The following is a 21,720-nucleotide window of genomic DNA, read 5'->3' as shown; positions in this document are numbered from 1 at the left end:
ACATGGGCATCAAGGTGTTGCTGGTTGAGGATGACCGTTCGTTGCGCGAGGCGCTGGCCGATACGCTGCTGTTGGCCGGCCATGATTTTCACGCGGTCGGCAGCGCTGAAGAAGCGTTGACGGCGGTGGCGCGCGAAGCGTTCAGTCTGGTGATCAGCGACGTCAACATGCCCGGTATGGATGGTCATCAATTGCTCTCGCTGCTGCGTGCGCGTCAGCCACAATTGCCAGTGTTGCTGATGACTGCCCACGGCGCCGTCGAGCGTGCCGTCGATGCAATGCGTCAGGGGGCGGCGGATTATCTGGTCAAGCCGTTCGAGCCCAAAGCCTTGCTCGATCTGGTGTCGCGACATGCGCTGGGCAGCATCGGTGCAACTGACGTCGAAGGCCCGATTGCAGTCGAGCCGGCCAGTGCCCAGCTTCTGGAGTTGTCGGCGCGAGTAGCGCGCAGTGATTCCACGGTGCTGATCTCCGGTGAGTCCGGTACCGGCAAGGAAGTGCTGGCGCGCTACATTCACCAGCAATCCCATCGTGCCACTCAACCGTTTATCGCAATCAATTGCGCCGCGATCCCCGACAACATGCTCGAAGCCACGTTGTTCGGTCACGAGAAAGGTTCGTTCACCGGCGCCATTGCTGCGCAGCCGGGCAAGTTTGAGCAGGCGGACGGTGGCACCATTCTGCTCGACGAAATTTCCGAAATGCCTCTCGGCCTGCAAGCCAAGCTGCTGCGAGTGTTGCAAGAGCGTGAAGTCGAACGGGTCGGCGGGCGCAAGCCCATTACCCTGGATATCCGTGTGGTCGCCACGACCAACCGTGATCTGGCTGCAGAAGTGGCGGCGGGGCGTTTCCGTGAAGATCTTTTTTACCGTCTGTCGGTTTTTCCCCTGGCGTGGCGTCCACTTCGCGAGCGCACTGCCGATATCTTGCCGCTGGCTGAGCGGTTGCTGGCCAAACACGTCAATAAAATGAAGCATGCAGCGGCGAAACTTTCGCCTGAGGCGCAAGCGTGTCTGACCGCGTACCCGTGGCCGGGCAACGTGCGTGAGCTGGATAACGCGATTCAGCGTGCATTGATCCTGCAGCAGGGCGGCGTGATCCAGCCGCAGGATTTCTGCCTGGCAGGGCCGGTGATGTTTGCTGCATTGCCTGTGTCAGTGCCGACGCCTGCGGTGATTCGTGAAGTCGAGATCGATGCGGATTCGGCCGGTGCCTTGGGTGATGACCTGCGCCGCCGGGAGTTTCAGATGATCATCGACACCCTGCGCAGCGAGCGCGGCCGCCGCAAGGAAGCGGCGGAAAAACTCGGCATCAGCCCGCGCACCCTGCGCTACAAGCTGGCGCAAATGCGCGATGCCGGGATGGACGTCGAAGGTTATCTGTTCGCCACTTGATCGCTGGCGCAATGTTTGAAAACGCTTTTCTGAAAGGGCCGGCCTTGAGCTGGCACCCTTGTTGCTAATACCTGTGTACCCGCCGAGTGAGTGTCAAAAAATTGCGGGCCGCCCAAGAGAGTAGACCATGAGCCAAGGTATTGAATTCAATCGGTTGATGATGGATATGAAGGCTATGAAAATAGACGCCATGTCTGCGCCGAAATCGACGACCGCTGTCCCTGAACTGTCGGGCAGCAGCTTTTCCGACATGCTCGGTCAGGCGATCAACAAAGTCAGCAATACCCAGCAGGCGTCGACTCAGTTGGCCAATGCTTTTGAAGTGGGCAAAAGCGGCGTCGATCTGACGGACGTGATGATCGCTTCGCAAAAAGCCAGCGTGTCGTTCCAGGCTCTGACCCAGGTGCGCAACAAACTGGTTCAGGCCTATCAAGACATCATGCAGATGCCGGTATAAGGACGAGATTGAGTCATGGCAGAAGCAGTCGCCGATAACGTTCCGGCCAAGGCCACCCCGATAGACGGCAAACCGCCGTTGTTTGGCCTGTCCTTCCTGGAAAACCTCTCCGAGATGACCATGCTGCGTCAGGTGGGCCTGTTGGTCGGCCTGGCTGCGAGCGTGGCGATTGGCTTTGCCGTGGTGCTGTGGTCGCAGCAGCCCGATTACCGTCCGTTGTATGGCAGCCTTGCCGGCCTGGACGCCAAGCAGGTCATGGAAACCCTGGCCGCAGCCGACATCCCTTACAACGTCGAACCGAGCTCCGGTGCCTTGCTGGTCAAGGCCGATGACTTGTCCCGTGCGCGGCTCAAGCTCGCAGCCGCTGGTGTCACTCCCAGCGACGGCAACATCGGTTATGAAATCCTCGACAAGGAACAGGGTCTGGGCACCAGCCAGTTCATGGAAGCGACACGTTACCGTCGCGGCCTCGAAGGTGAACTGGCGCGAACCATTTCCAGCCTGAACAACGTCAAGGGTGCCCGCGTGCACCTGGCGATTCCGAAGAGTTCGGTATTCGTGCGCGATGAGCGCAAGCCAAGTGCTTCGGTTCTGGTCGAGCTGTATTCCGGTCGTTCGCTGGAGCCGGGTCAGGTAGTGGCGATCATCAATCTGGTGGCGACTTCCGTTCCCGAGTTGAGCAAATCGCAGATCACCGTCGTCGACCAGAAGGGCAACCTGCTCTCTGATCAGGCGGAAAACTCCGAAATGACCATGGCCGGCAAGCAGTTCGATTACAGCCGCCGCATGGAAAGCATGCTGACCCAGCGCGTCCACAACATTCTGCAACCGGTGCTGGGCAACGATCGCTACAAGGCTGAGGTCTCGGCCGATATCGATTTCAACGCTGTCGAGTCGACTGCCGAACAGTTCAACCCGGATCAACCGGCGTTGCGCAGCGAGCAGTCGGTCAACGAACAACGCACCGCCAGCAATGGCCCGCAAGGTGTGCCGGGAGCCTTGAGCAACCAGCCGCCGTCGCCGGCTTCGGCGCCGCAAACCACCGCAGGTGCAGCCGCTCCGGCCGCCATGGTGCAGCCAGGTCAGCCATTGGTTGACGCCAACGGCCAGCAGATCATGGATCCGGCCACCGGCCAGCCGATGCTCGCGCCGTACCCGGCAGACAAGCGTCAACAATCCACCAAGAACTTCGAACTTGATCGTTCCATCAGCCACACCAAACAGCAGCAGGGTCGCCTGAATCGCCTGTCGGTGTCGGTGGTGGTCGATGATCAGGTCAAGGTCAACGCGGCCAACGGTGAAACCACCCGCGCGCCGTGGACCGCCGACGAACTGGGCCGCTTCACGCGTCTGGTGCAGGACGCGGTCGGCTTCGATGCCAGCCGTGGCGACAGCGTCAGCGTGATCAACATGCCGTTCTCCGCCGAGCGCGGTGAAGTGTTTGCCGAAATTCCGTTCTACTCCCAGCCATGGTTCTGGGACATCGTCAAACAAGTGCTGGGTGTGTTGTTCATCCTGGTGCTGGTGTTTGGTGTGCTGCGTCCGGTGCTCAATAACATCACCGGCGGCGGCAAAGGCAAGGAGCTGGCCGGTTTGGGCAGCGACGTGGAGCTCGGAGGCATGGGCGGCCTGGACGGCGAACTGTCCAACGACCGCGTGAGCCTCGGTGGTCCGCAGAGCATTCTGTTGCCGAGCCCGAGCGAGGGTTATGACGCGCAACTGAATGCAATCAAGAGCCTGGTGGCTGAAGATCCGGGCCGTGTGGCTCAGGTCGTGAAAGAGTGGATTAACGCAGATGAGTGATAACCGAGCCGCAACCCTCAAGCTGACCAAGGTCGACAAAGCGGCGATTCTGCTGCTGTCCCTGGGTTCGACCGATGCTGCGCAAGTGCTGCGCCACATGGGCCCCAAAGAGGTTCAGCGTGTGGGTGTGGCCATGGCCCAGATGGGCAACGTCCATCGTGAGCAGGTCGAACAGGTCATGAGCGAGTTCGTCGACATCGTCGGCGATCAGACCAGCCTGGGCGTAGGCTCCGACGACTACGTGCGCAAAATGCTCACCCAGGCATTGGGCGAAGACAAGGCCAACGGCCTCATCGACCGCATCCTGCTCGGTGGCAACACCAGTGGCCTCGACAGCCTGAAATGGATGGAGCCGCGCGCCGTTGCCGACGTGATCCGTTACGAACACCCGCAGATTCAAGCGATCGTGGTCGCGTACCTCGACCCGGATCAGGCCGGTGAAGTGCTCGGCAATTTCGACCACAAGGTGCGTCTGGACATCATCCTGCGCGTCTCGTCGTTGAACACTGTGCAACCGGCGGCATTGAAAGAACTCAACCAGATTCTCGAGAAGCAGTTCTCCGGCAACTCGAATGCCTCGCGCACCACCCTGGGTGGCATCAAGCGTGCGGCCGACATCATGAACTTCCTCGACAGCTCGATCGAAGGCCAGCTCATGGACTCGATCCGCGAAGTCGACGAAGACCTGTCCGGTCAGATCGAAGACCTCATGTTCGTGTTCAACAACCTCGCCGATGTCGACGACCGTGGCATTCAGGCGCTGCTGCGCGAAGTGTCCTCCGACGTGCTGGTACTGGCCCTCAAGGGTTCGGACGAAGGCGTCAAAGAGAAGATCTTCAAGAACATGTCCAAACGTGCCGCGGAACTGTTGCGCGACGACCTCGAGGCCAAAGGCCCGGTGCGCGTCAGCGACGTCGAAACCGCGCAGAAGGAAATCCTCACCATCGCCCGCCGTATGGCCGAAGCCGGAGAAATCGTGCTCGGTGGCAAGGGCGGCGAGGAAATGATCTAAGCCCATGGACAAGCACGACGACGATGTGACGGATCTGATCCGTGCCCGCGATGTCCGCGGTTTCGAGTCCTGGGCGATGCCCAGCTTCGATCCGCCAAAACCGGAACCCGAGCCTGAGCCCGAGCCCGAACCGCCGGAAATGGAAGAAGTGCCGCTGGAAGAAGTCCAGCCACTGACCCTGGAAGAACTCGAAAGCATCCGTCAGGAGGCCTATAACGAAGGCTTCGCGACCGGCGAAAAAGAAGGTTTTCACAGCACCACGCTGAAGGTGCGCCAAGAGGCCGAAGTCGCCTTGGCGGCGAAACTTGCCAGCCTTGAGCAATTGATGGCGAACTTGTTCGAGCCCATCGCCGAGCAAGACACGCAGATCGAAAAATCGTTGGTTGATCTCGTTCAGCACATCACCAGACAGGTGATCAAGCGCGAACTGGCCATCGATTCGAGCCAGATCGAACACGTCATGCGCGACGCCCTCAAGCTGTTGCCGCTGGGTGTCGACAATGTCCGTCTGTTCGTCAATCCGCAGGACTTCGAACAGGCCAAAGCCCTGCGCGAACGTCACGAAGAAAGCTGGCGCATTGTCGAAGACGAAGCGTTGATGCCGGGCGGATGCCGGGTTGAGACGGCGCACAGCCGCATCGATGCGAGCATTGAATCGCGTGTGACGCAGGTCATGGACAAACTGTTCGATCAGTTGCACGAACAGGCCCTGCACCCGGCTGAACCGGACTTGGCTCTGGACATTGCCGAAGACGTCAAACCGGCTACCGTGACTGACGAGCCGCTCGCGGACGCCGACGATGCGCCTTGAACGCACCAGTTTCGCCAAGCGCCTGAGCACTTACGCCGAAGCCACCGAAATTGCCGGCGCGCCGATTCTTGAAGGTCGCCTGCTGCGCATGGTCGGCCTCACGCTGGAAGCCGAAGGCCTGCGCGCTGCCATGGGCACGCGCTGCCTGGTGATCAACGATGACAGCTATCACCCCTCGCAGGTGGAAGCGGAAGTCATGGGTTTCTCCGGCAGCAAAGTCTTTCTGATGCCGGTTGGCAGCGTCGCCGGTATTGCGCCGGGCGCCCGCGTGGTGCCGTTGGCCGATACCGGTCGCCTGCCGATGGGCATGAGCATGCTCGGTCGTGTGCTCGATGGCGCTGGTCGTGCGCTGGACGGCAAGGGCGGCATGAAGGCCGAAGACTGGGTGCCGATGGACGGCCCGACGATCAACCCGCTCAACCGTGACCCGATCAGCGAACCGCTGGACGTCGGCATCCGTTGCATCAACGGTTTGCTGACGGTCGGTCGTGGCCAGCGTCTGGGGCTGTTCGCCGGTACCGGTGTCGGTAAATCGGTATTGCTGGGCATGATGACGCGCTTCACCGAGGCCGACATTATCGTCGTCGGCCTGATCGGTGAGCGGGGGCGGGAAGTGAAGGAATTCATCGAGCACAGCCTCGGTGAAGAAGGCCTTCAGCGCTCGGTGGTGGTTGCCTCGCCTGCGGACGATGCGCCGCTGATGCGTTTGCGCGCGGCGATGTACTGCACACGTATCGCCGAGTATTTTCGCGACAAGGGCAAGAATGTCCTGTTGCTGATGGATTCGCTGACCCGTTTCGCTCAGGCCCAGCGGGAAATCGCCTTGGCCATCGGCGAGCCGCCTGCGACCAAGGGTTATCCGCCGTCGGTGTTCGCCAAGTTGCCGAAACTGGTGGAGCGCGCCGGTAATGCGGAGAAGGGCGGGGGTTCGATCACTGCGTTCTACACCGTATTGTCCGAAGGCGATGACCAGCAGGACCCGATTGCCGACTCGGCGCGGGGCGTGCTCGACGGTCACATCGTGCTGTCGCGGCGTCTGGCCGAGGAAGGGCACTACCCGGCCATCGATATCGAAGCGTCGATCAGCCGGGTAATGCCGGCGGTGGTCTCGGCGGAGCACATGCAGCGCGCGCAATATTTCAAGCAGCTGTGGTCGCGTTATCAGCAGAGTCGCGACCTGATCAGCGTCGGTGCCTACGTCGCCGGTGGCGACCGCGAGACCGACCTGGCGATTTCCCTGCAAGCGCAGTTGGTCAGGTATCAGCGTCAGGGCCTGAACGACAAAATCAACATGGGCGAAAGCCAGGCGTATCTCGAAACCCTGTTCGCTCCTGCGGCGGGCGGGTAACCGCTCATGGCCGTCAGCCGAGCCGCGCGCCTGGCGCCGGTGGTGGACATGGCCGAGAAGGCCGAGAAAACCGCCGTGCAGCGCATGGGTTACTTTCAAGGCCAGGTCAAGGTCGCTGAAAGCAAACTCGCCGACCTGAACGCCTTTCGTCTGGATTACTCCGAGCAGTGGATCGTACGCGGCAGCACGGGCGTGAGCGGGCAATGGCTGCTCGGCTTTCAGGGGTTTCTTGCGCAACTCGATACGGCGGTTGATCAGCAGCGCCAGAGCCTGGTCTGGCACCAGAACAATCTCGACAAGGCGCGTGACGAATGGCAGAAGGCGTTCGCCAAGGTCGAAGGCCTGCGCAAACTGGTGCAGCGGTATCGCGAAGAAGCGCAACGCCTGGAAGACAAGCGCGAGCAGAAGTTGCTGGATGAGTTGTCTCAGCGTTTGCCACGGCATGATCCGTTTTAAACAAGATAAAAAGATCGCAGCCTTCGGTAGCGCCTACACTGATTCCTGTAGGAGCTGCGGCACGCTGCGATCTTTTGACTTCGCTCTGCGCCTTGCCCCAACCCTGTCCAAGTGCTAAACCTTGTAGACGTTTGTTAATGACAAGGAAGCCAGTCAATGTCAGTCGTTACAGAAGTCTCTCCCGATGGTCACAAGGCAACGATTTCAGTCAAAGGGCGATTCGATTTCGGTCGTCATCAGGAATTTCGCGAGTCCTACGAGCGACTCAATCAAAAGCCTGAGTCCTTCGTCGTCGACCTGAAAGAAGCCACCTACCTCGATAGTTCTGCGCTGGGCATGCTGCTTCTGCTGCGCGATCACGCCGGTGGCGATGAATCCGATATTCGCGTGGTCAACAGCAACTCCGACGTGCGCAAAATCCTCGCCATCTCCAACTTCGACAAACTGTTCGACATCAGTTGACGGCCATGCAGGCCCAAGAGCCGCTGATAATCCTGATCGCCGAAGACAGCGCTGCCGATCGGCTGCTGCTGTCGACCATCGTCCGTCGTCAGGGCCATGAAGTATTGACGGCGGCCAACGGTAGCGAAGCCGTCGAAATCTTCCGTCGCCAGCAACCGAGTCTGGTGCTGATGGACGCGATGATGCCGGTGATGGATGGCTTCGAAGCCGCGCGGCAGATCAAGGCACTGGCCGGGGAAACGTTGGTACCGATCATCTTTCTGACCTCGCTCACCGAAAGTGAAGCGCTGGCTCGCTGTCTGGAGGCTGGCGGCGACGACTTTCTGGCGAAGCCCTACAACCAGGTGATCCTTGCCGCCAAAATCAAGGCGATGGATCGCTTGCGCCGCTTGCAGGCCACGGTGCTGCAACAGCGCGACCTGATCGCCAAACATCACGACTACCTGCTTAATGAGCAACGTGTTGCCAAAGCGGTATTCGATAAGGTCGCGCATTCCGGTTGCTTGAGTGCGCCGAACATCCGCTATCTGCAATCTCCCTACGCGCTGTTCAACGGTGATTTGTTGCTGGCGGCGTACACGCCAGCGGGTGACATGCATGTGCTGCTCGGCGATTTTACCGGGCACGGCTTGCCGGCTGCGGTGGGGGCCATGCCGCTGGCGGAAGTGTTTTATGGCATGACAGCCAAGGGTTACGGCTTGTCCGAAACCCTGCGAGAGATGAATGCCAAGCTCAAACGCATTTTGCCGGTCGACATGTTTTGCTGCGCGACGCTGCTGTCCCTGAGCTTTCAACGGCGCTCGGTCGAGGTGTGGAACGGCGGCATGCCGGACGGCTATCTGCACCGGATTGCCAGTGGCGAACGCATACCGTTGGCCGCACGGCATCTGCCGCTGGGTGTGCTCAGCCCGCAAGCATTTGATGGCGGTACGCAAGTGCATCCGATGGCCGTCGGTGATCGGGTCTTCCTGTTGTCCGACGGGGTGATCGATACCAGCGATGCCAGCGACCAGTTGTTCGGCGTCGAGCGCCTACAGCAAGTATTCGCCGCCAATCGTGAGCCGGATCGGCTGTTCGAGGACATTGAGCGGGCACTGCGGGATTTTCGCGGCGAGGCTCGTGACGATGTCAGCATGGTCGAGGTCAGTCTGCTGGAGCCTGCGCAGGTTAATCCGCCGGCGCCGGTGTATTCGGACAGTGGCCAATTGAGCCCGCTGGACTGGTCGGTGAGCTTCGAATTCCGCGGCGCTACGCTCAGGCGTTACAACCCGTTGCCCTACCTGCTGCAGTTGCTTCTGGAAGTGCACGGCCTGCGCACGCAAAGCGGCGCGTTGTACAGCGTGCTCGCGGAGTTGTATTCCAATGCGTTGGAGCACGGGGTATTGGGGCTCGATTCCAGCCTCAAGCGCGATGCCGCAGGCTTCGCCCGCTATTATGAACAGCGCAACGCGCGTCTGGAGGTCTTGCAGGACGGCTATGTGCGTGTGCATTTGCAAGTCAGACCGCAAGGCACAGGTGGCTGTCTGGTCATTCGTGTCGACGACAGCGGTAAGGGATTTGATGTGGCGCGGGTGATGGAGCGACCGCTGGACGGTGTCCGTTTGTCGGGGCGTGGTGTCAGCGTAGTCCGTCAATTGGGGCGCAACGCCAGTTGGTCGGACGAAGGTCGTAGTGCCCACGTGGAGTTTTTCTGGGAGGTTGAGGCATAATCGGCGCAATTCTTGATCAAGGAGTGAGCAAGTGGCAGATAAACAAGTTGATCGCGAGGTACTGGATACCTTGCGCGAAGTGATGGAAGACAGTTATCCGGACCTGCTGGATACCTTCCTGAGCGATTCCGAAATCCGTTTGCATGAGCTGCAAAAGACCGCTGATGCCCGGGTTCTTTCGGAGGTTGCTCACAGCTTCAAGGGCAGCGCCAGCAATATGGGGGCTGTTCGACTGGCAGCGCTGTGCCAGGAGCTTGAATCCGACGCAAAAAACAAGAGCGCGGCAGAAAACGTCAAACTGGTGGCTGAAATCAGCGGCGAATTTGACAATGTGCGCCCTGTTTACGAAAACGAGCGACAGCACATTCACCTTCACTGACGCCTCCTTTCGGCGCTTTTCTCAAGTGTCGGGCCAATATGGCCCGGCGCTTGCTAATAACTCCATAACTGTACCTTCGATCCCAGTGCAGCGGAGACCGTTTCATGCCTGCGACCCCCAACATTGTTCTTCAGAGCGCCGCCCAGGCCAAGGCTCAGGCCGCGTCTGTCAAAACGTCGGCAATGGCTGCAGACGCCGGGGCCAAGGCTTCAAGCTTCGCTAAAGTGTTTGCCGATCAGGGCTCAGGCAAGCCTGCCGTCTCTGCTGACAATTCGGTGAAATCGACGCGCGACAAGGTTGCAGACACCAGCAGCAAAAAGGACGTCGGCACCGATCAGTCTGCCGCTCCCGAGCCGACGGTTGCCGATAGCGGCAAGGCGTTGCCTGCTGATCAGGCGGCATCGAGCGACGACAAGGCTGCCAGCGACGATGGCGCACAGACGCCGGTGGCCGACGCCACTGTCGTTGACGCCCCAGTGGTCGACCCGGCGCTGGATCCGGCGTTGGCTGCCATCGTGCAACCGGCCATGACGGCGCCCGTGGTAGCGGCTCCAGTGGTTGCAGCGGCCGCACCGGTCCAGGACGAAGCCCCGGAAGTTGCCGTGCTGCCGGGTATGGTCAAAGACCCGGCGGCCAGCGCCGACAGCGATTTCGACCCTTCGGCCGATCCGCTCGACTCGTTGCCTGCCGTGCGTATGGCGATGGAGCAGGGTGGTCATATTTCCGCCGCCAGTCAGGCCCAGCCCAAAGCTGCGCCATCGCAGGTCGACGGTGAATTGACCTCGGCGCAGACTTTTGCCGCAGGCATGGCCAGCATGCTCGACGTGCAGACCGACAAGGACAGCACCAGTCAGGGCGGTGAAAAGGCCTTCAGCGGTCTGCTCGATGATGGCCTCAAAGACCTCAAGTCCGCCACCAGCGATACCCGCGTCGATGACTTCGCTAACCGTCTGGCGGCGCTGACCCAGGCCGCTACACCGAAGACCGCGAACGCTGTGCCGGTCAATCAGCCGATTGCCATGCATCAAAGCGGCTGGACCGAAGAAGTGGTCAACCGCGTCATGTATCTGTCGAGCGTCAATCTGAAGGCGGCGGACATTCAGTTGCAGCCGGCCGAATTGGGTCGTCTGGATATCCGCGTGAACATGGTCCCGGATCAGCAGACCCAAGTGACGTTCATGAGTGCGCACCCGAGTGTGCGTGAGGCGCTCGACGGCCAGATGCATCGCCTGCGTGAGATGTTCAACCAGCAGGGCATGGGCCAGGTCGACGTCAACGTGTCCGACCAGAACCGTGGCTGGCAGGGTCAGCAAGGTCAGGAACAGGCGCAACAAGGCCAGAGCGGGCGTACCAATGCTGGCGGCGGTCGACTGGATTCGGCGGATGAAGAACTGGCAGCTGCCGCTGTTGCTGAAGCAGCCGTTCAAACCACCAGCGTGATCGGCACCAGCGCTGTCGATTATTACGCCTGATAAATCATAAATCCCCTGTAGGAGTGAGCCTGCTCGCGATAGCGTTCTGACAGTCAATATGTCCTTTGACTGACACACCGCTATCGCGAGCAGGCTCACTCCTACATTTGTTTTATGGCGCCCTCCCGTCAGCCTCCAACACTTCTGGCATAACACTTGCTCTTGCCTTGCCGTGCGACTGTGAAAACCCGAATAGTGACGGATTATTGGCATGGCGAAGAGCGAAACAGCAGCAGTAAAAGACCCCGCAACCAAAGGCAAACTCAAGCTGATCATCGTGATCGTGCTGGCGTTGTTGTTGGCCATTGGTGCGTCCGTGGGGGCGACCTGGTTCTTCATGCACAGCGCTCAGAGCAAGCCTGCCGATGCCGCCGAAGCTGCGCCGGTCGGCAAGCAGCCGGCGATTTTCGAGCCGATGGCGCCAGCCTTCGTTGCCAACTACAACCAGAACGGCCGTCAGCGCTACATGCAGGTGAGCATCACCATGCTGGCGCGTAACCAGGCCGATCTGGAAGCGCTGAAAGTGCACATGCCGGTGATCCGCAACAACCTGGTGATGCTCTTCTCCGGTCAGGATTTCGCCACATTGGCGACCCCGGTCGGCCAGGAAATGTTGCGCCAGAAGGCTACCGCCAGCGTGCAGGAAGTGGCGCAGAAAGAGCTGGGCAAAGTGGTGATCGAACAGTTGCTTTTCACTAATTTCGTACTGCAGTAGGAACACGACATGGCCGTGCAGGATCTGCTGTCCCAGGATGAAATCGATGCGCTGTTGCATGGCGTCGACGATGGTCTGGTACAGACCGATAACGCTGCCGAACCCGGCAGTGTCAAAAGCTACGACCTGACCAGCCAGGATCGCATCGTCCGTGGACGCATGCCGACTCTGGAAATGATCAACGAGCGTTTTGCCCGCTACACCCGCATCAGCATGTTCAACATGCTGCGCCGCTCGGCGGACGTTGCCGTCGGTGGCGTACAGGTGATGAAGTTCGGCGAATACGTGCACTCGTTGTATGTGCCGACCAGTCTCAACCTGGTCAAGATCAAACCCCTGCGCGGCACCGCGCTGTTCATCCTCGACGCCAAACTGGTGTTCAAACTGGTGGACAACTTCTTCGGCGGCGACGGCCGTCACGCCAAGATCGAAGGGCGTGAATTCACCCCGACCGAACTGCGCGTGGTGCGCATGGTGCTGGAGCAGGCCTTCGTCGATTTGAAAGAAGCCTGGCAGGCGATCATGGAAGTCAATTTCGAGTACATCAACTCGGAAGTGAATCCGGCCATGGCCAACATCGTCGGCCCGAGCGAAGCGATTGTGGTCTCCACCTTCCACATCGAACTCGATGGCGGTGGCGGCGACCTGCACGTGACCATGCCGTACTCGATGATTGAGCCGGTGCGTGAAATGCTCGACGCCGGTTTCCAGTCGGACCTCGACGATCAGGACGAGCGCTGGGTCAACGCCCTGCGCCAGGACGTGCTCGATGTCGACGTACCAATCGGCGCTACCGTTGCTCGTCGCCAGTTGAAACTGCGCGACATCCTGCACATGCAGCCGGGGGATGTGATCCCGGTCGAGATGCCGGACGAAATGATCATGCGCGCCAACGGCGTGCCGGCCTTCAAGGTCAAGATGGGCTCGCACAAAGGCAACCTCGCGTTGCAGGTGATCGAGCCGATCGAGCGTCGCTGAAGCGGCGCTTTCACCCCCACATTTAGCTGAATTTTTGCCCGCCGAGGACAAATGATGAACGACGATATGAACGCCCAGGACGATCAGGCACTGGCAGACGAATGGGCTGCTGCCCTGGAAGAAACCGGTGACGGTCAATCCGAAATTGACGCACTGCTGGCGGCCGACGCATCCAGCGGCTCGCGTCTGCCGATGGAAGAGTTCGGCAGCGTGCCGAAGAACAACGACCCGGTGACGCTGGACGGCCCGAACCTGGACGTGATCCTCGACATCCCGGTGTCCATCTCGATGGAAGTCGGCAGCACCGACATCAACATCCGCAACCTGCTGCAACTCAACCAGGGTTCGGTGATCGAGCTTGATCGCCTGGCCGGTGAGCCGCTGGACGTGCTGGTCAACGGCACGCTGATCGCCCACGGCGAAGTAGTGGTGGTCAACGAGAAGTTCGGCATCCGCCTGACCGACGTGATCAGCCCAAGCGAACGCATCAAGAAGCTGCGCTGAGTGAAAAGGTTTCTCTGGGCTCTGCTGGCTTTGCCCCTGTGCGTGTTGGCCGCCGAACCGGTTACCGGCAACGCTGCGCCTGCCGCTGCTACCGCGCCGATGGTCAACAGTGGCGTGGCCGGGCAATTGACGCAGTTGGTGTTCGGCCTGCTGCTGGTGTTGGGGTTGATCTTCTTCCTCGCCTGGCTGTTGCGTCGGGTGCAGCAGGCGGGGCCGGCGGGCAAAGGGCAGGTGATCGAGCTGATCGGCTCGCGCGCGCTCGGCCCGCGTGACCGTCTGATGCTGGTGCAGGTCGGCAACGAGCAGATTCTGCTTGGCTTGAGCCCCGGCACCATCACCGCGCTGCACGTGCTCAAAGAGCCGGTCGAGGTGCCAGGCACCAGCGAGAAAGCGACGCCGGAATTCGCCCAGCATCTGCTGAGAATTCTCGGCAAGGATCAGAAGGATAAGAAGTAATGGGTGCGCTACGCATCGTCTTGACGCTGGCCCTGATGCTGGCCGCGCCGCTGGCGTTCGCCGCCGATCCGTTGTCGATCCCGGCGATCACGCTGGGCACCAACGCCGACGGCGCGCAGGAATATTCGGTCAGTCTGCAGATCCTGCTGATCATGACCGCGCTGAGTTTTATTCCGGCGGCGGTCATCCTGATGACCAGTTTCACGCGGATCATCATCGTCTTCTCGATCCTGCGTCAGGCCCTCGGCTTGCAGCAGACGCCGTCGAACCAGATCCTCACCGGCATGGCGCTGTTCCTGACGATGTTCATCATGGCGCCGGTGTTCGACCGGGTGAACAAGGATGCGCTGCAGCCGTATCTGGCGGAAACTCTCACCGCGCAACAAGCGGTGGAAAAGGCTCAGGTGCCGATTAAGGACTTCATGCTCGCGCAGACGCGCACCAGCGATCTTGAGTTGTTCATGCGTCTGTCCAAACGCACCGACATCGCGACCCCGGATCAAGCGCCGCTGACAATTCTGGTGCCGGCGTTCGTCACGTCCGAGCTGAAAACGGCTTTCCAGATCGGCTTCATGATCTTCATTCCCTTCCTGATCATCGACCTCGTCGTGGCCAGTGTGCTGATGGCGATGGGTATGATGATGCTCTCGCCGCTGATCATCTCGCTGCCGTTCAAGATCATGCTGTTCGTGCTGGTGGATGGCTGGGCGCTGATTATCGGCACCCTGGCCAGCAGTTTCGGAGGTGTCTCGCCATGACGCCGGAAGTCGCGGTCGATATCTTTCGTGAGGCGCTGTGGCTGACCACACTGATGGTCGCGATTCTGGTGGTGCCGAGCCTGTTGGTGGGCTTGCTGGTGGCGATGTTTCAGGCAGCCACGCAGATCAACGAACAGACTTTGAGCTTCCTGCCGCGTCTGCTGGTGATGCTGGTGACCCTGATTGTCGGCGGTCCGTGGATCGTGCAGACGTTCATGGAATACATCATCGAGTTGTACAAAAACATCCCGATGGTCATCGGCTAAGCCATGCAATCGCTGCTTCAGCTGACCGACACCCAGATCAGTTCCTGGGTGGCGACGTTCATGTTGCCGCTGTTTCGCGTGGCCTCGATGCTGATGGTCATGCCGGTATTCGGCACGACCCTCATCCCGCGGCGCGTGCGCCTGTATTTCGCCGTGGCAATCACCGTGGTGATAGTCCCTGGCCTGCCGCCGATGCCGGCGGTGAGTCCGCTCGATCTCAGTGGCTTGCTGCTGATTGCCGAGCAGATTCTGGTCGGCGCGGTGCTCGGGTTTTCCCTGCAACTGTTTTTCCAGGCGTTTGCCGTGGCCGGGCAGATTGTCGCGATCCAGATGGGCATGGGCTTCGCCTCGATGGTCGACCCGGCCAACGGCGTTTCGGTGGCAGTGATCGGGCAGTTTTTCACCATGCTCGTGACGTTGTTGTTCCTGTCGATGAACGGCCATCTGGTGGTATTTGAAGTCCTCACCGAGAGCTTCACCACGCTGCCGGTCGGCAGTGGGCTGATGACCGCGCATTATTGGGAGCTCGCCGGCAAACTCGGCTGGGTCCTGGGGGCGGCGTTGCTGCTGGTGCTGCCGGCAGTGACCGCGTTGCTGGTGGTTAACATCGCCTTTGGCGTAATGACCCGCGCCGCGCCGCAACTGAACATTTTTTCCATCGGTTTTCCGCTGACGCTGGTGCTCGGGCTGTTCATCGTCTGGGTCGGGCTGGCAGACATTCTCAATCAGTATCAGCCGCTGGCCACCGAGGCCTTGCAGTTGCTACGCGAACTGGCACGGGCGCGCTGAGTCATGGCAGAGAGCGAAAGCGGTCAGGACAAAACAGAAGACCCCACGGAGAAACGTAAAAAGGATTCCCGTGAGAAGGGCGAGATTGCCCGCTCGAAAGAGCTCAACACCCTCGCTGTAATGATGGCCGGTTCCGGCGCGCTGTTGGTGTTCGGCGGCATGCTTGCCGAAGACCTGATGGACCTGATGCGTCTGAACTTCACGCTGTCACGCGAAGTGATCATGGACCAGGGCTCCATGGGGGCGTTTCTCTTGCAGTCAGGGAAAATCGCCTTGGTGGCGATTCAGCCGATCATGATCACTCTGCTGTTGGCCGCACTGATCGGACCGATTTCCCTCGGAGGCTGGCTATTCGCGGCTGGCTCCATGGCGCCCAAGTTCAGCCGGATGAACCCGGCGGCGGGCCTGAAGCGGATGTTCTCGATGAAAGCCATCATCGAACTGCTCAAGGCGCTGGCCAAGTTTTCGATCACCCTGTCCGTGGCCCTGATGGTGTTGGCTGCGGACGTAGATGACTTGCTGCGTATTGCCCATGAGCCGCTCGAGCTGGCGATCATTCACAGTGTGGTACTGGTCGGCTGGAGCACGCTGTGGCTCGCCTGCGGTCTGATCATCATCGCTGCGGTCGATGTCCCGGTGCAGATCTGGGAGAGCATGAAAAAGCTCAAGATGACCAAGCAGGAAGTGCGCGACGAACACAAGGATCAGGAAGGTCGGCCTGAAGTCAAACAGCGCATCCGCCAGACTCAGCGCGAGATGTCCCAGCGGCGCATGATGGCGGCAATTCCCGACGCCGACGTAGTCATCACCAACCCGACCCACTACGCCGTGGCGCTGAAATACGATTCGGAGAAGGGCGGGGCGCCGATGCTGATCGCCAAGGGCAGCGACTTCCTGGCGCTGAAGATCCGCGAAATCGCCGTGGCCAACAACGTCATGCTGCTTGAATCGCCGGGGCTGGCGCGGTCGATCTACTACTCCACCGAACTCGATCAGGAAATCCCTGGCGGGCTGTATCTGGCCGTTGCCCAGGTATTGGCCTACGTCTACCAGATCCGCCAATACCGCGCGGGCAAGGGCAAGCGCCCGGATCCGCTCAAGGATGATTTGCCGATTCCTCCGGATCTGCGGCGCGATTCCTGACATTACCGTGATGAAACAAAAAAACCGCCGTCCCGATTGAACGGGACGGCGGTTTTTTTATGTCAGGCCAAATGCCAATCCAACATTCACAGAGGTCATTGTGGCGAGGGGATTTATCCCCGTTGGGCTGCGCAGCAGCCCCAAAAAACTGAGCGTGCGGTATTCCTGATGTACCGAAGTTTGAGGTTTTACGACTGCTGCGCAGCCGAACGGGGATAAATCCCCTCGCCACATGGGATCTGCGTGGGGATTAGTTTGGCAACTCCAGATTATCCAGCACGCGATTCACCGCCAGCTCGCCGAGCATGATCAATTGCGCGATCCCCAACAGCGTCCTGCGCTGCGACGCTGGCAAGAGGCGGGCGAAGTCAGTGGCGATGGTTTTGGCTGAGGCGAGTGTTTCGCAGGCGTCGACCAGCAGTTCCTCGTTTTTGAAGTCTGCGGTAACGGCGTACATCCTGCGGGTTTGGCGTGGCGGTGGGGTGGAGCCGGGTGGGCAGAGATAGTGATCGAGGGCGCGGTCGGCGGCTTCGTTGAGTTTTTTGGAATCGAGGGATTCGTAGGGGGAGGTGGGGTCGGTTTCGGGCGGGTTGGGTGTTGGTTTGATCATGGTGAAGCTCCTTTGAGGTGGAGCCGCCAAATCCTGTCGCTAAACAGGAGGGTGGCGGCTGTACGCAGGTTAGCGAACCGGTCAAAGGCACCCGGCAGACCCGAAGGTCTCCCGCATACAGCCACCATGACGAAATCGCGAAAATACAGATCCGCAACGAAGTCTGGAACGCTGATGCACCTTTGACTTGAGTTCGAGTCGCTAAACCCGATCGCTGATTCGTCAGCGACCGATCCACGATAGAGATCCGGCCCAAGGCGCACAAGCCGGCGGATTCTGGCGTAGCTGTAGGCAAAGGCGCAAGACTTCGTAGCCTGGAACCCGTGTCTGCAAGTGTCTTTTAAACGTCCTCGTTTAGAAGCAACAGACTGCCACCAGCTGCATGCGATGAATGGCGGGAACGTCTCAGACGAAGACGATCTCGTAGGGCAAGCCCCTTCGCTCCAGAATCACCGGCGGCAGCATCGGAGCATGCGGATGGCCGGCTCGTCTGGAGTCGGCTGGCGTCAACTTCGCCAGCCACTGGCGGAATGATTGCGAGCGGGCACGATACAGCGACGATCATCAGCTGCACGTCGAATGATAATTCGTTGAAGGTGGATACGGTTTGATGGCGTGCTGAAACGACAAAACCCGCCGTCCCGATCAAAGGGGCGGCGGGGTTTTTTATTTGAAGACAAATATTCTCCTGTAGGGGCTGCCGAAAGCTGCGATTTTTTCATCTTGCCCGTCAAATACAGCCTCAGAAGATGCAGGCTCGTTTCACTCGTCAGCTCTAACGTCAGCCCGAGCACATCCATTAATGCTCGTAAATTTGCTAGCTCAACTCAAAAAATATTACCCCTTGAACACTTGAATATGGGCTTCGGCCAGTGAAGGTTTTACTAATATTGTTGTACACTAGCGTCAATCCACCAATTACTTCTCGCTGGCACCAAACTGTGTAATCACTCCCTTTCGCAAATTCGAAAAACGGCTTTTTCCAGCAGAGTTCAAGTGCGGCTAAAATTTCCGGATCGTATGGCGCGCGATGTACTTTCAGTATTTCTAAGTAGTCGGAGTGATTTGCTGGCCCCCCCCCCACTTACCCAAGGATGATAGACATTCGAAACGGCAACTAAATACGTTGCTGTCGCGTTGTTTTGATCGGTCACGATAATATTTGCGTTGCCATTTCTAAGGCCGGTTACTTTGCCGGTCTGGCTGTTCACTTCAGCGATAAGCGGGAATGTCGAGCTGTAACGGTATCCTGGTGTTCCTCCCTGAGCTTGGCGTGTTCCTGTGTTTCCTGGAAAGTCCACGCCATTAAGTTCGCCTCTATGTAAGGAGCCAGGAGTTTGAGTATTTAACCTTACTCCGTCCAGTCGCATAATAGTAGTATCAATCGTCAAGGGGATTTTCAACTTTACGTTATAAGCTCTGAGAGGGAAGTTTATCGCCGTCTTTTCATCATTGTTCTTATCCAGTGCAGCCTTGAAAACCAATTTGAGTTCACTGCCATCTTTCAACTCTTTCAGATAACTATAGGGCGCAGTGACCGTGTGGTAACCAGCAGTTAACCAGCTTTCATGAACCTGGTTGCTCGCGCCGGTCAGTAGTGTGTGGTTATGAGCTGCTCCCTGTGTATTGGTGCCTTGCAAATAAAGCCATACTGGCTGCCCCAGCGCTATGTGAGGCCATGCATCGACGCGGACGCTGGCACCGCCGGTCACATTCTCTATCACCAACTCAGGTCCTTCACCGCCGTTCGCTGCCTGCAACAGCCGTGGTTGTTTCAGGTGACCGACCGCCAGGGCTCCTACGTTGAGCAGAAAGGATGCCGAAGGTTTCGATGTGCTGCCATTGCGAATTACGTTGTAGTGCACCGTGACTGCCTTGCCCAGGTTGTAAGCCACCACCTTGTTGTCCAGTTCAATGGATTTCGCTCCCACCGTACCGACCTGCACAGGAGGAGTGGTGTGTGAACCGCCCGCGGGCGTGCCGGCGGCCCCCGTCCACGTCACGCTGATCATGTCGGTGGCCAACATGCCGGGGTACTGGGGGATGATCGCCGTCAGCGTGTCCTTGGCCGCGATGGGGTTCAGGCTGTCTCCAATAGCTTCCTTGATGTCGGGCGCTTCCAGCTCCAGCGCCACGCCGACATGAAACTCCAGCGCATTGGAATAACTCGTCCCTCCCGCCGCCCGTTTGATGGAGTAAGACGCCGACACCATCCCGTCTTCATTGCCCTTGATCCATTTCGCGTCGATGTTGAACGAAATCGGCCGGCCGGCGGTGAATGAGCTCAGCGTGACCGAGTCGCTGTGCCCCCCGGTTTTTGTGCCGAACCATTGGTAGGTCGCTACGTCGCCTATGGCCGTGTCCGTGTATTCCACGGTGAGGGTGGTGCCGTTGGTGTCGGGGGGCAGGACGCCGTCGACGACGCCGTCCACTTTTGGTTCTGGCAACTCCAGGCGCGGCTCGCCGATTTGCAGGATCTCGGCGTGGATCGATTCGCGGATGGCGTGGGTCTGGTTGACCCGGTTCATCGTGCCGAGCACCGAGTCGTCGATGAGCACCCGGTAGTACAACTCCAGCTTGCCGCCGGTGATCGGGGGCAGGTGCTCCGAGCCACGGATGTTCATAAACAACGGCTGTTTGGCCGTGACGTCGCCTTGGGTGATTGAGCGCAGCAACAGATCGGGCAGGTAGGGGGTCAAGTCCGGACGGGTGCCGAGCCAGTACAGCTGGATCGCCTGACCTTCGGCGAAGGAGTCGTCGAACGGAATTTTGATGCGCACCGTTGCCAACTCCGGATCGAGCGCACCCGACACCGCATCCAGCGCAACTGGCGCCGCGAGCCGCTGCAACTCGCCGATGACGCTGATGAACCGGGTCTTGGATCGCAGGTCGGGGGCGCCATCGGCCTTTTTCACCCGGTAGGACATCGCGAGCAGGGACTGGGCCATTAGCCGCAGTAAAGCGTTTGGCACCGTCATTACGTGAACGCTTGGCAAGTTGAACAACGGCTCGCCCGTTATCTCGATATCGATCGGGGCGCCCTCCACCGGAGTGCACCTGAGTCGCAATATGATGATGTCGCCCTCTTTGAATTTGTTGAGGTCAAAGGCCACGATCTGCGCGGTGCCGTTTCTGTTTTCCAGCTTGTCGACGTCCAGCACGTTGTTCACGGTTTCCTCGAGCAACGGCGCCACCAATCGGGTGGCGTCGGTGGTGACCACCACGCGTTGCGCAAAGCTCCAGTCCGAGGAGCGGTTGTCCACGAGGTCGTAGACCTCGAAGGCCACCGCCAGACCCGTCTGATCGGAGTCTTCGGCATCAAGAATGGTTTTCTCGCTGATGTGAACGATGATCTTGTCTTTGCCCTCGGCCTGCTCATGGGTCAGCCGTTCGCTGAGCACAAAGACGCCACCCCAGGACACTTGGATCTGATCACCGGTTGCCGCGTTCGGATAAGGTGGCAAGCCGTCATCGTTGCCGATGGTGATCGGCACGCCGGCGGCGACGTTGTCCTTGTCAATGCCGCCTTGGATGATGTCCTTCGGGATGCTCATGATCAGCTCCGAATGGCCCGGCCCTTCGGTTTCGTCATGGCCGCCGGGGCGGGTGAGTTTGACCAGAACGTCCATCACCTCCGAAGGCTCGGCGCCTTGGTTGAGGCGGGTGACGGTGTAGGAAATGGTGTGCGTCCCTTCGGTGAGGCGTGCCGAAGGCACGAACATCTGCAGTTCTTTATCGACCTCGTCCTTGTCGATGGTGACTTGCCGGACCTGATCGCCGCCCATAATGATCGTCAGTTTGTCGCCAACCCCCATCAAACTCCACGGCCCGGCCCTACACAACATGCCCTGGCGGGGAAAGTTATCAAGCGCAGCGGCCCGGTTAATTCCCCATACCATCGGCCTCAGGGACACCGGGCCGGTGCGGCCGGGGATGTCGAGTTCCTTGTGAACCAGGGTGCTGTTGTCGGGCATTTGAGGGGTGGACATGGGCGGGAACTCCGGTCGTGAAGATGACGGAGTGATTGAACGCGGGTTGGGGGATTTTCACACCTGTCAGATCTGACAGGTTTTTGCAATTTTCCGACCAGTGGTCGTCCGTCGCGCAGCCAAAAAACAAAAGTTTAAAGCCTGCGTAGAAGTTGGAAAGCTTCTTGCAGTACCCGCCGTGAGCCCGCTCTGGGCGTCAAAAGTTTGCT

22 protein-coding genes are annotated in these 21,720 nt (G+C 59.5%); 19 read left to right on the top strand and 3 right to left on the bottom strand.

The window, feature by feature from the left end; genetic code table 11:
• Positions 1-2 precede the first annotated feature (2 nt).
• The 19 genes from fleR to flhB all read left to right on the top strand — a co-directional run bounded on the left by fleR (position 3) and on the right by flhB (position 16,912).
• Positions 3-1,394: a sigma-54-dependent response regulator transcription factor FleR gene (fleR, locus tag ICA16_RS14240; RefSeq protein WP_150618507.1), complete on the top strand. Its 1,392-nt coding sequence runs from the start codon at positions 3-5 to the stop codon at positions 1,392-1,394.
• A 127-nt stretch (positions 1,395-1,521) separates the two neighbouring features.
• Positions 1,522-1,851 carry a flagellar hook-basal body complex protein FliE gene (gene fliE / locus ICA16_RS14235; protein WP_150602920.1) on the top strand — a complete coding sequence of 110 codons (330 nt, stop codon included), beginning with the start codon at positions 1,522-1,524 and terminating at the stop codon, positions 1,849-1,851.
• 15 nt (positions 1,852-1,866) lie between these two features.
• Positions 1,867-3,654, top strand: coding sequence for a flagellar basal-body MS-ring/collar protein FliF (gene fliF, locus ICA16_RS14230; RefSeq protein ID WP_150602919.1), 1,788 nt, complete (start codon positions 1,867-1,869; stop codon positions 3,652-3,654).
• Positions 3,647-4,666, top strand: coding sequence for a flagellar motor switch protein FliG (gene fliG / locus ICA16_RS14225; RefSeq protein WP_016984305.1), 1,020 nt, complete (start codon positions 3,647-3,649; stop codon positions 4,664-4,666). The genes fliF and fliG overlap by 8 nt, the downstream gene beginning before the upstream one ends.
• 4 nt (positions 4,667-4,670) lie before the next feature.
• The gene (gene fliH, locus ICA16_RS14220) at positions 4,671-5,477 is read left to right on the top strand and encodes a flagellar assembly protein FliH (RefSeq protein WP_210700847.1); all 807 of its coding nucleotides are present in this window, start codon (positions 4,671-4,673) and stop codon (positions 5,475-5,477) included.
• On the top strand, positions 5,467-6,825 hold the full coding sequence (gene fliI, locus ICA16_RS14215) for a flagellar protein export ATPase FliI (RefSeq protein WP_042558221.1): 1,359 nt from the start codon (positions 5,467-5,469) through the stop codon (positions 6,823-6,825). Before fliH ends, fliI begins: the two co-directional genes overlap by 11 nt.
• Positions 6,826-6,831: 6 nt before the next feature.
• Positions 6,832-7,281 carry a flagellar export protein FliJ gene (gene fliJ, locus ICA16_RS14210; RefSeq protein WP_115147823.1) on the top strand — a complete coding sequence of 150 codons (450 nt, stop codon included), beginning with the start codon at positions 6,832-6,834 and terminating at the stop codon, positions 7,279-7,281.
• Positions 7,282-7,437: 156 nt separating this feature from the next.
• A complete protein-coding gene (locus ICA16_RS14205) occupies positions 7,438-7,743 on the top strand; it encodes an STAS domain-containing protein (RefSeq protein WP_150618510.1) in 306 nt (101 codons plus the stop codon).
• 5 nt (positions 7,744-7,748) lie between these two features.
• Positions 7,749-9,452: an ATP-binding SpoIIE family protein phosphatase gene (locus ICA16_RS14200; RefSeq protein WP_150618511.1), complete on the top strand. Its 1,704-nt coding sequence runs from the start codon at positions 7,749-7,751 to the stop codon at positions 9,450-9,452.
• 31 nt (positions 9,453-9,483) lie between these two features.
• Complete coding sequence (locus ICA16_RS14195; protein ID WP_210700846.1) at positions 9,484-9,831, top strand: Hpt domain-containing protein; 348 nt, start codon at positions 9,484-9,486, stop codon at positions 9,829-9,831.
• A gap of 104 nt (positions 9,832-9,935) precedes the next feature.
• Entirely contained in the window at positions 9,936-11,303 is a 1,368-nt protein-coding gene (locus tag ICA16_RS14190; protein ID WP_210700845.1) for a flagellar hook-length control protein FliK, read from the top strand.
• Between the two features lie 211 nt (positions 11,304-11,514).
• The gene (gene fliL, locus ICA16_RS14185; protein WP_150602913.1) at positions 11,515-12,018 is read left to right on the top strand and encodes a flagellar basal body-associated protein FliL; all 504 of its coding nucleotides are present in this window, start codon (positions 11,515-11,517) and stop codon (positions 12,016-12,018) included.
• 9 nt (positions 12,019-12,027) lie between these two features.
• Positions 12,028-12,996 (top strand): flagellar motor switch protein FliM, encoded by a 969-nt coding sequence (gene fliM, locus ICA16_RS14180; RefSeq protein WP_007920032.1) that lies wholly within the window; start codon positions 12,028-12,030, stop codon positions 12,994-12,996.
• Positions 12,997-13,050: 54 nt separating this feature from the next.
• Positions 13,051-13,500, top strand: a complete 450-nt coding sequence (gene fliN / locus ICA16_RS14175; protein ID WP_042558227.1) for a flagellar motor switch protein FliN — start codon at positions 13,051-13,053, stop codon at positions 13,498-13,500.
• Entirely contained in the window at positions 13,501-13,956 is a 456-nt protein-coding gene (gene fliO / locus ICA16_RS14170) for a flagellar biosynthetic protein FliO (protein ID WP_150602912.1), read from the top strand.
• Complete coding sequence (fliP, locus tag ICA16_RS14165) at positions 13,956-14,714, top strand: flagellar type III secretion system pore protein FliP (RefSeq protein ID WP_016984314.1); 759 nt, start codon at positions 13,956-13,958, stop codon at positions 14,712-14,714. Before fliO ends, fliP begins: the two co-directional genes overlap by 1 nt.
• On the top strand, positions 14,711-14,980 hold the full coding sequence (gene fliQ / locus ICA16_RS14160; protein ID WP_042558229.1) for a flagellar biosynthesis protein FliQ: 270 nt from the start codon (positions 14,711-14,713) through the stop codon (positions 14,978-14,980). The genes fliP and fliQ overlap by 4 nt, the downstream gene beginning before the upstream one ends.
• Positions 14,981-14,983: 3 nt before the next feature.
• Positions 14,984-15,769, top strand: coding sequence for a flagellar biosynthetic protein FliR (gene fliR, locus ICA16_RS14155; protein ID WP_103305378.1), 786 nt, complete (start codon positions 14,984-14,986; stop codon positions 15,767-15,769).
• A 3-nt stretch (positions 15,770-15,772) separates the two neighbouring features.
• Positions 15,773-16,912: a flagellar biosynthesis protein FlhB gene (gene flhB / locus ICA16_RS14150; protein ID WP_150618514.1), complete on the top strand. Its 1,140-nt coding sequence runs from the start codon at positions 15,773-15,775 to the stop codon at positions 16,910-16,912.
• A 250-nt stretch (positions 16,913-17,162) separates the two neighbouring features.
• Here flhB and ICA16_RS14145 read toward each other — a convergent pair whose 3' ends face one another.
• From ICA16_RS14145 to ICA16_RS14135, 3 genes are all read right to left on the bottom strand, one after another.
• Positions 17,163-17,522 (bottom strand): DUF6124 family protein, encoded by a 360-nt coding sequence (locus ICA16_RS14145; RefSeq protein WP_150618515.1) that lies wholly within the window; start codon positions 17,520-17,522, stop codon positions 17,163-17,165.
• 506 nt (positions 17,523-18,028) lie between these two features.
• Positions 18,029-18,322 carry a hypothetical protein gene (locus ICA16_RS14140; RefSeq protein WP_210700844.1) on the bottom strand — a complete coding sequence of 98 codons (294 nt, stop codon included), beginning with the start codon at positions 18,320-18,322 and terminating at the stop codon, positions 18,029-18,031.
• Between the two features lie 192 nt (positions 18,323-18,514).
• Complete coding sequence (locus tag ICA16_RS14135) at positions 18,515-21,511, bottom strand: Ig-like domain-containing protein (RefSeq protein WP_210700843.1); 2,997 nt, start codon at positions 21,509-21,511, stop codon at positions 18,515-18,517.
• Positions 21,512-21,720: the final 209 nt, after the last annotated feature.

The organism is Pseudomonas anatoliensis, from assembly GCF_017976235.1.
GTDB lineage: Bacteria > Pseudomonadota > Gammaproteobacteria > Pseudomonadales > Pseudomonadaceae > Aquipseudomonas > Aquipseudomonas anatoliensis.
Note: the sequence above shows the minus strand (reverse complement) of the source record. Positions and strands in the feature narration are given on the sequence as shown.

What these genes read in the sequence shown, in the direction of transcription:
- fleR (WP_150618507.1), top strand. Translation starts at nt 3, where the DNA reads ATGGGCATCAAGGTGTTGCTGGTTGAGGATGACCGTTCGTTGCGCGAG.
- fliE (WP_150602920.1), top strand. Translation starts at nt 1,522, where the DNA reads ATGAGCCAAGGTATTGAATTCAATCGGTTGATGATGGATATGAAGGCT.
- fliF (WP_150602919.1), top strand. Translation starts at nt 1,867, where the DNA reads ATGGCAGAAGCAGTCGCCGATAACGTTCCGGCCAAGGCCACCCCGATA.
- fliG (WP_016984305.1), top strand. Translation starts at nt 3,647, where the DNA reads ATGAGTGATAACCGAGCCGCAACCCTCAAGCTGACCAAGGTCGACAAA.
- fliH (WP_210700847.1), top strand. Translation starts at nt 4,671, where the DNA reads ATGGACAAGCACGACGACGATGTGACGGATCTGATCCGTGCCCGCGAT.
- fliI (WP_042558221.1), top strand. Translation starts at nt 5,467, where the DNA reads ATGCGCCTTGAACGCACCAGTTTCGCCAAGCGCCTGAGCACTTACGCC.
- fliJ (WP_115147823.1), top strand. Translation starts at nt 6,832, where the DNA reads ATGGCCGTCAGCCGAGCCGCGCGCCTGGCGCCGGTGGTGGACATGGCC.
- ICA16_RS14205 (WP_150618510.1), top strand. Translation starts at nt 7,438, where the DNA reads ATGTCAGTCGTTACAGAAGTCTCTCCCGATGGTCACAAGGCAACGATT.
- ICA16_RS14200 (WP_150618511.1), top strand. Translation starts at nt 7,749, where the DNA reads ATGCAGGCCCAAGAGCCGCTGATAATCCTGATCGCCGAAGACAGCGCT.
- ICA16_RS14190 (WP_210700845.1), top strand. Translation starts at nt 9,936, where the DNA reads ATGCCTGCGACCCCCAACATTGTTCTTCAGAGCGCCGCCCAGGCCAAG.
- fliL (WP_150602913.1), top strand. Translation starts at nt 11,515, where the DNA reads ATGGCGAAGAGCGAAACAGCAGCAGTAAAAGACCCCGCAACCAAAGGC.
- fliM (WP_007920032.1), top strand. Translation starts at nt 12,028, where the DNA reads ATGGCCGTGCAGGATCTGCTGTCCCAGGATGAAATCGATGCGCTGTTG.
- fliN (WP_042558227.1), top strand. Translation starts at nt 13,051, where the DNA reads ATGAACGACGATATGAACGCCCAGGACGATCAGGCACTGGCAGACGAA.
- fliP (WP_016984314.1), top strand. Translation starts at nt 13,956, where the DNA reads ATGGGTGCGCTACGCATCGTCTTGACGCTGGCCCTGATGCTGGCCGCG.
- fliQ (WP_042558229.1), top strand. Translation starts at nt 14,711, where the DNA reads ATGACGCCGGAAGTCGCGGTCGATATCTTTCGTGAGGCGCTGTGGCTG.
- fliR (WP_103305378.1), top strand. Translation starts at nt 14,984, where the DNA reads ATGCAATCGCTGCTTCAGCTGACCGACACCCAGATCAGTTCCTGGGTG.
- flhB (WP_150618514.1), top strand. Translation starts at nt 15,773, where the DNA reads ATGGCAGAGAGCGAAAGCGGTCAGGACAAAACAGAAGACCCCACGGAG.
- ICA16_RS14145 (WP_150618515.1), bottom strand. Translation starts at nt 17,522, where the DNA reads ATGATCAAACCAACACCCAACCCGCCCGAAACCGACCCCACCTCCCCC.
- ICA16_RS14140 (WP_210700844.1), bottom strand. Translation starts at nt 18,322, where the DNA reads ATGGATGTGCTCGGGCTGACGTTAGAGCTGACGAGTGAAACGAGCCTG.
- ICA16_RS14135 (WP_210700843.1), bottom strand. Translation starts at nt 21,511, where the DNA reads ATGTCCACCCCTCAAATGCCCGACAACAGCACCCTGGTTCACAAGGAA.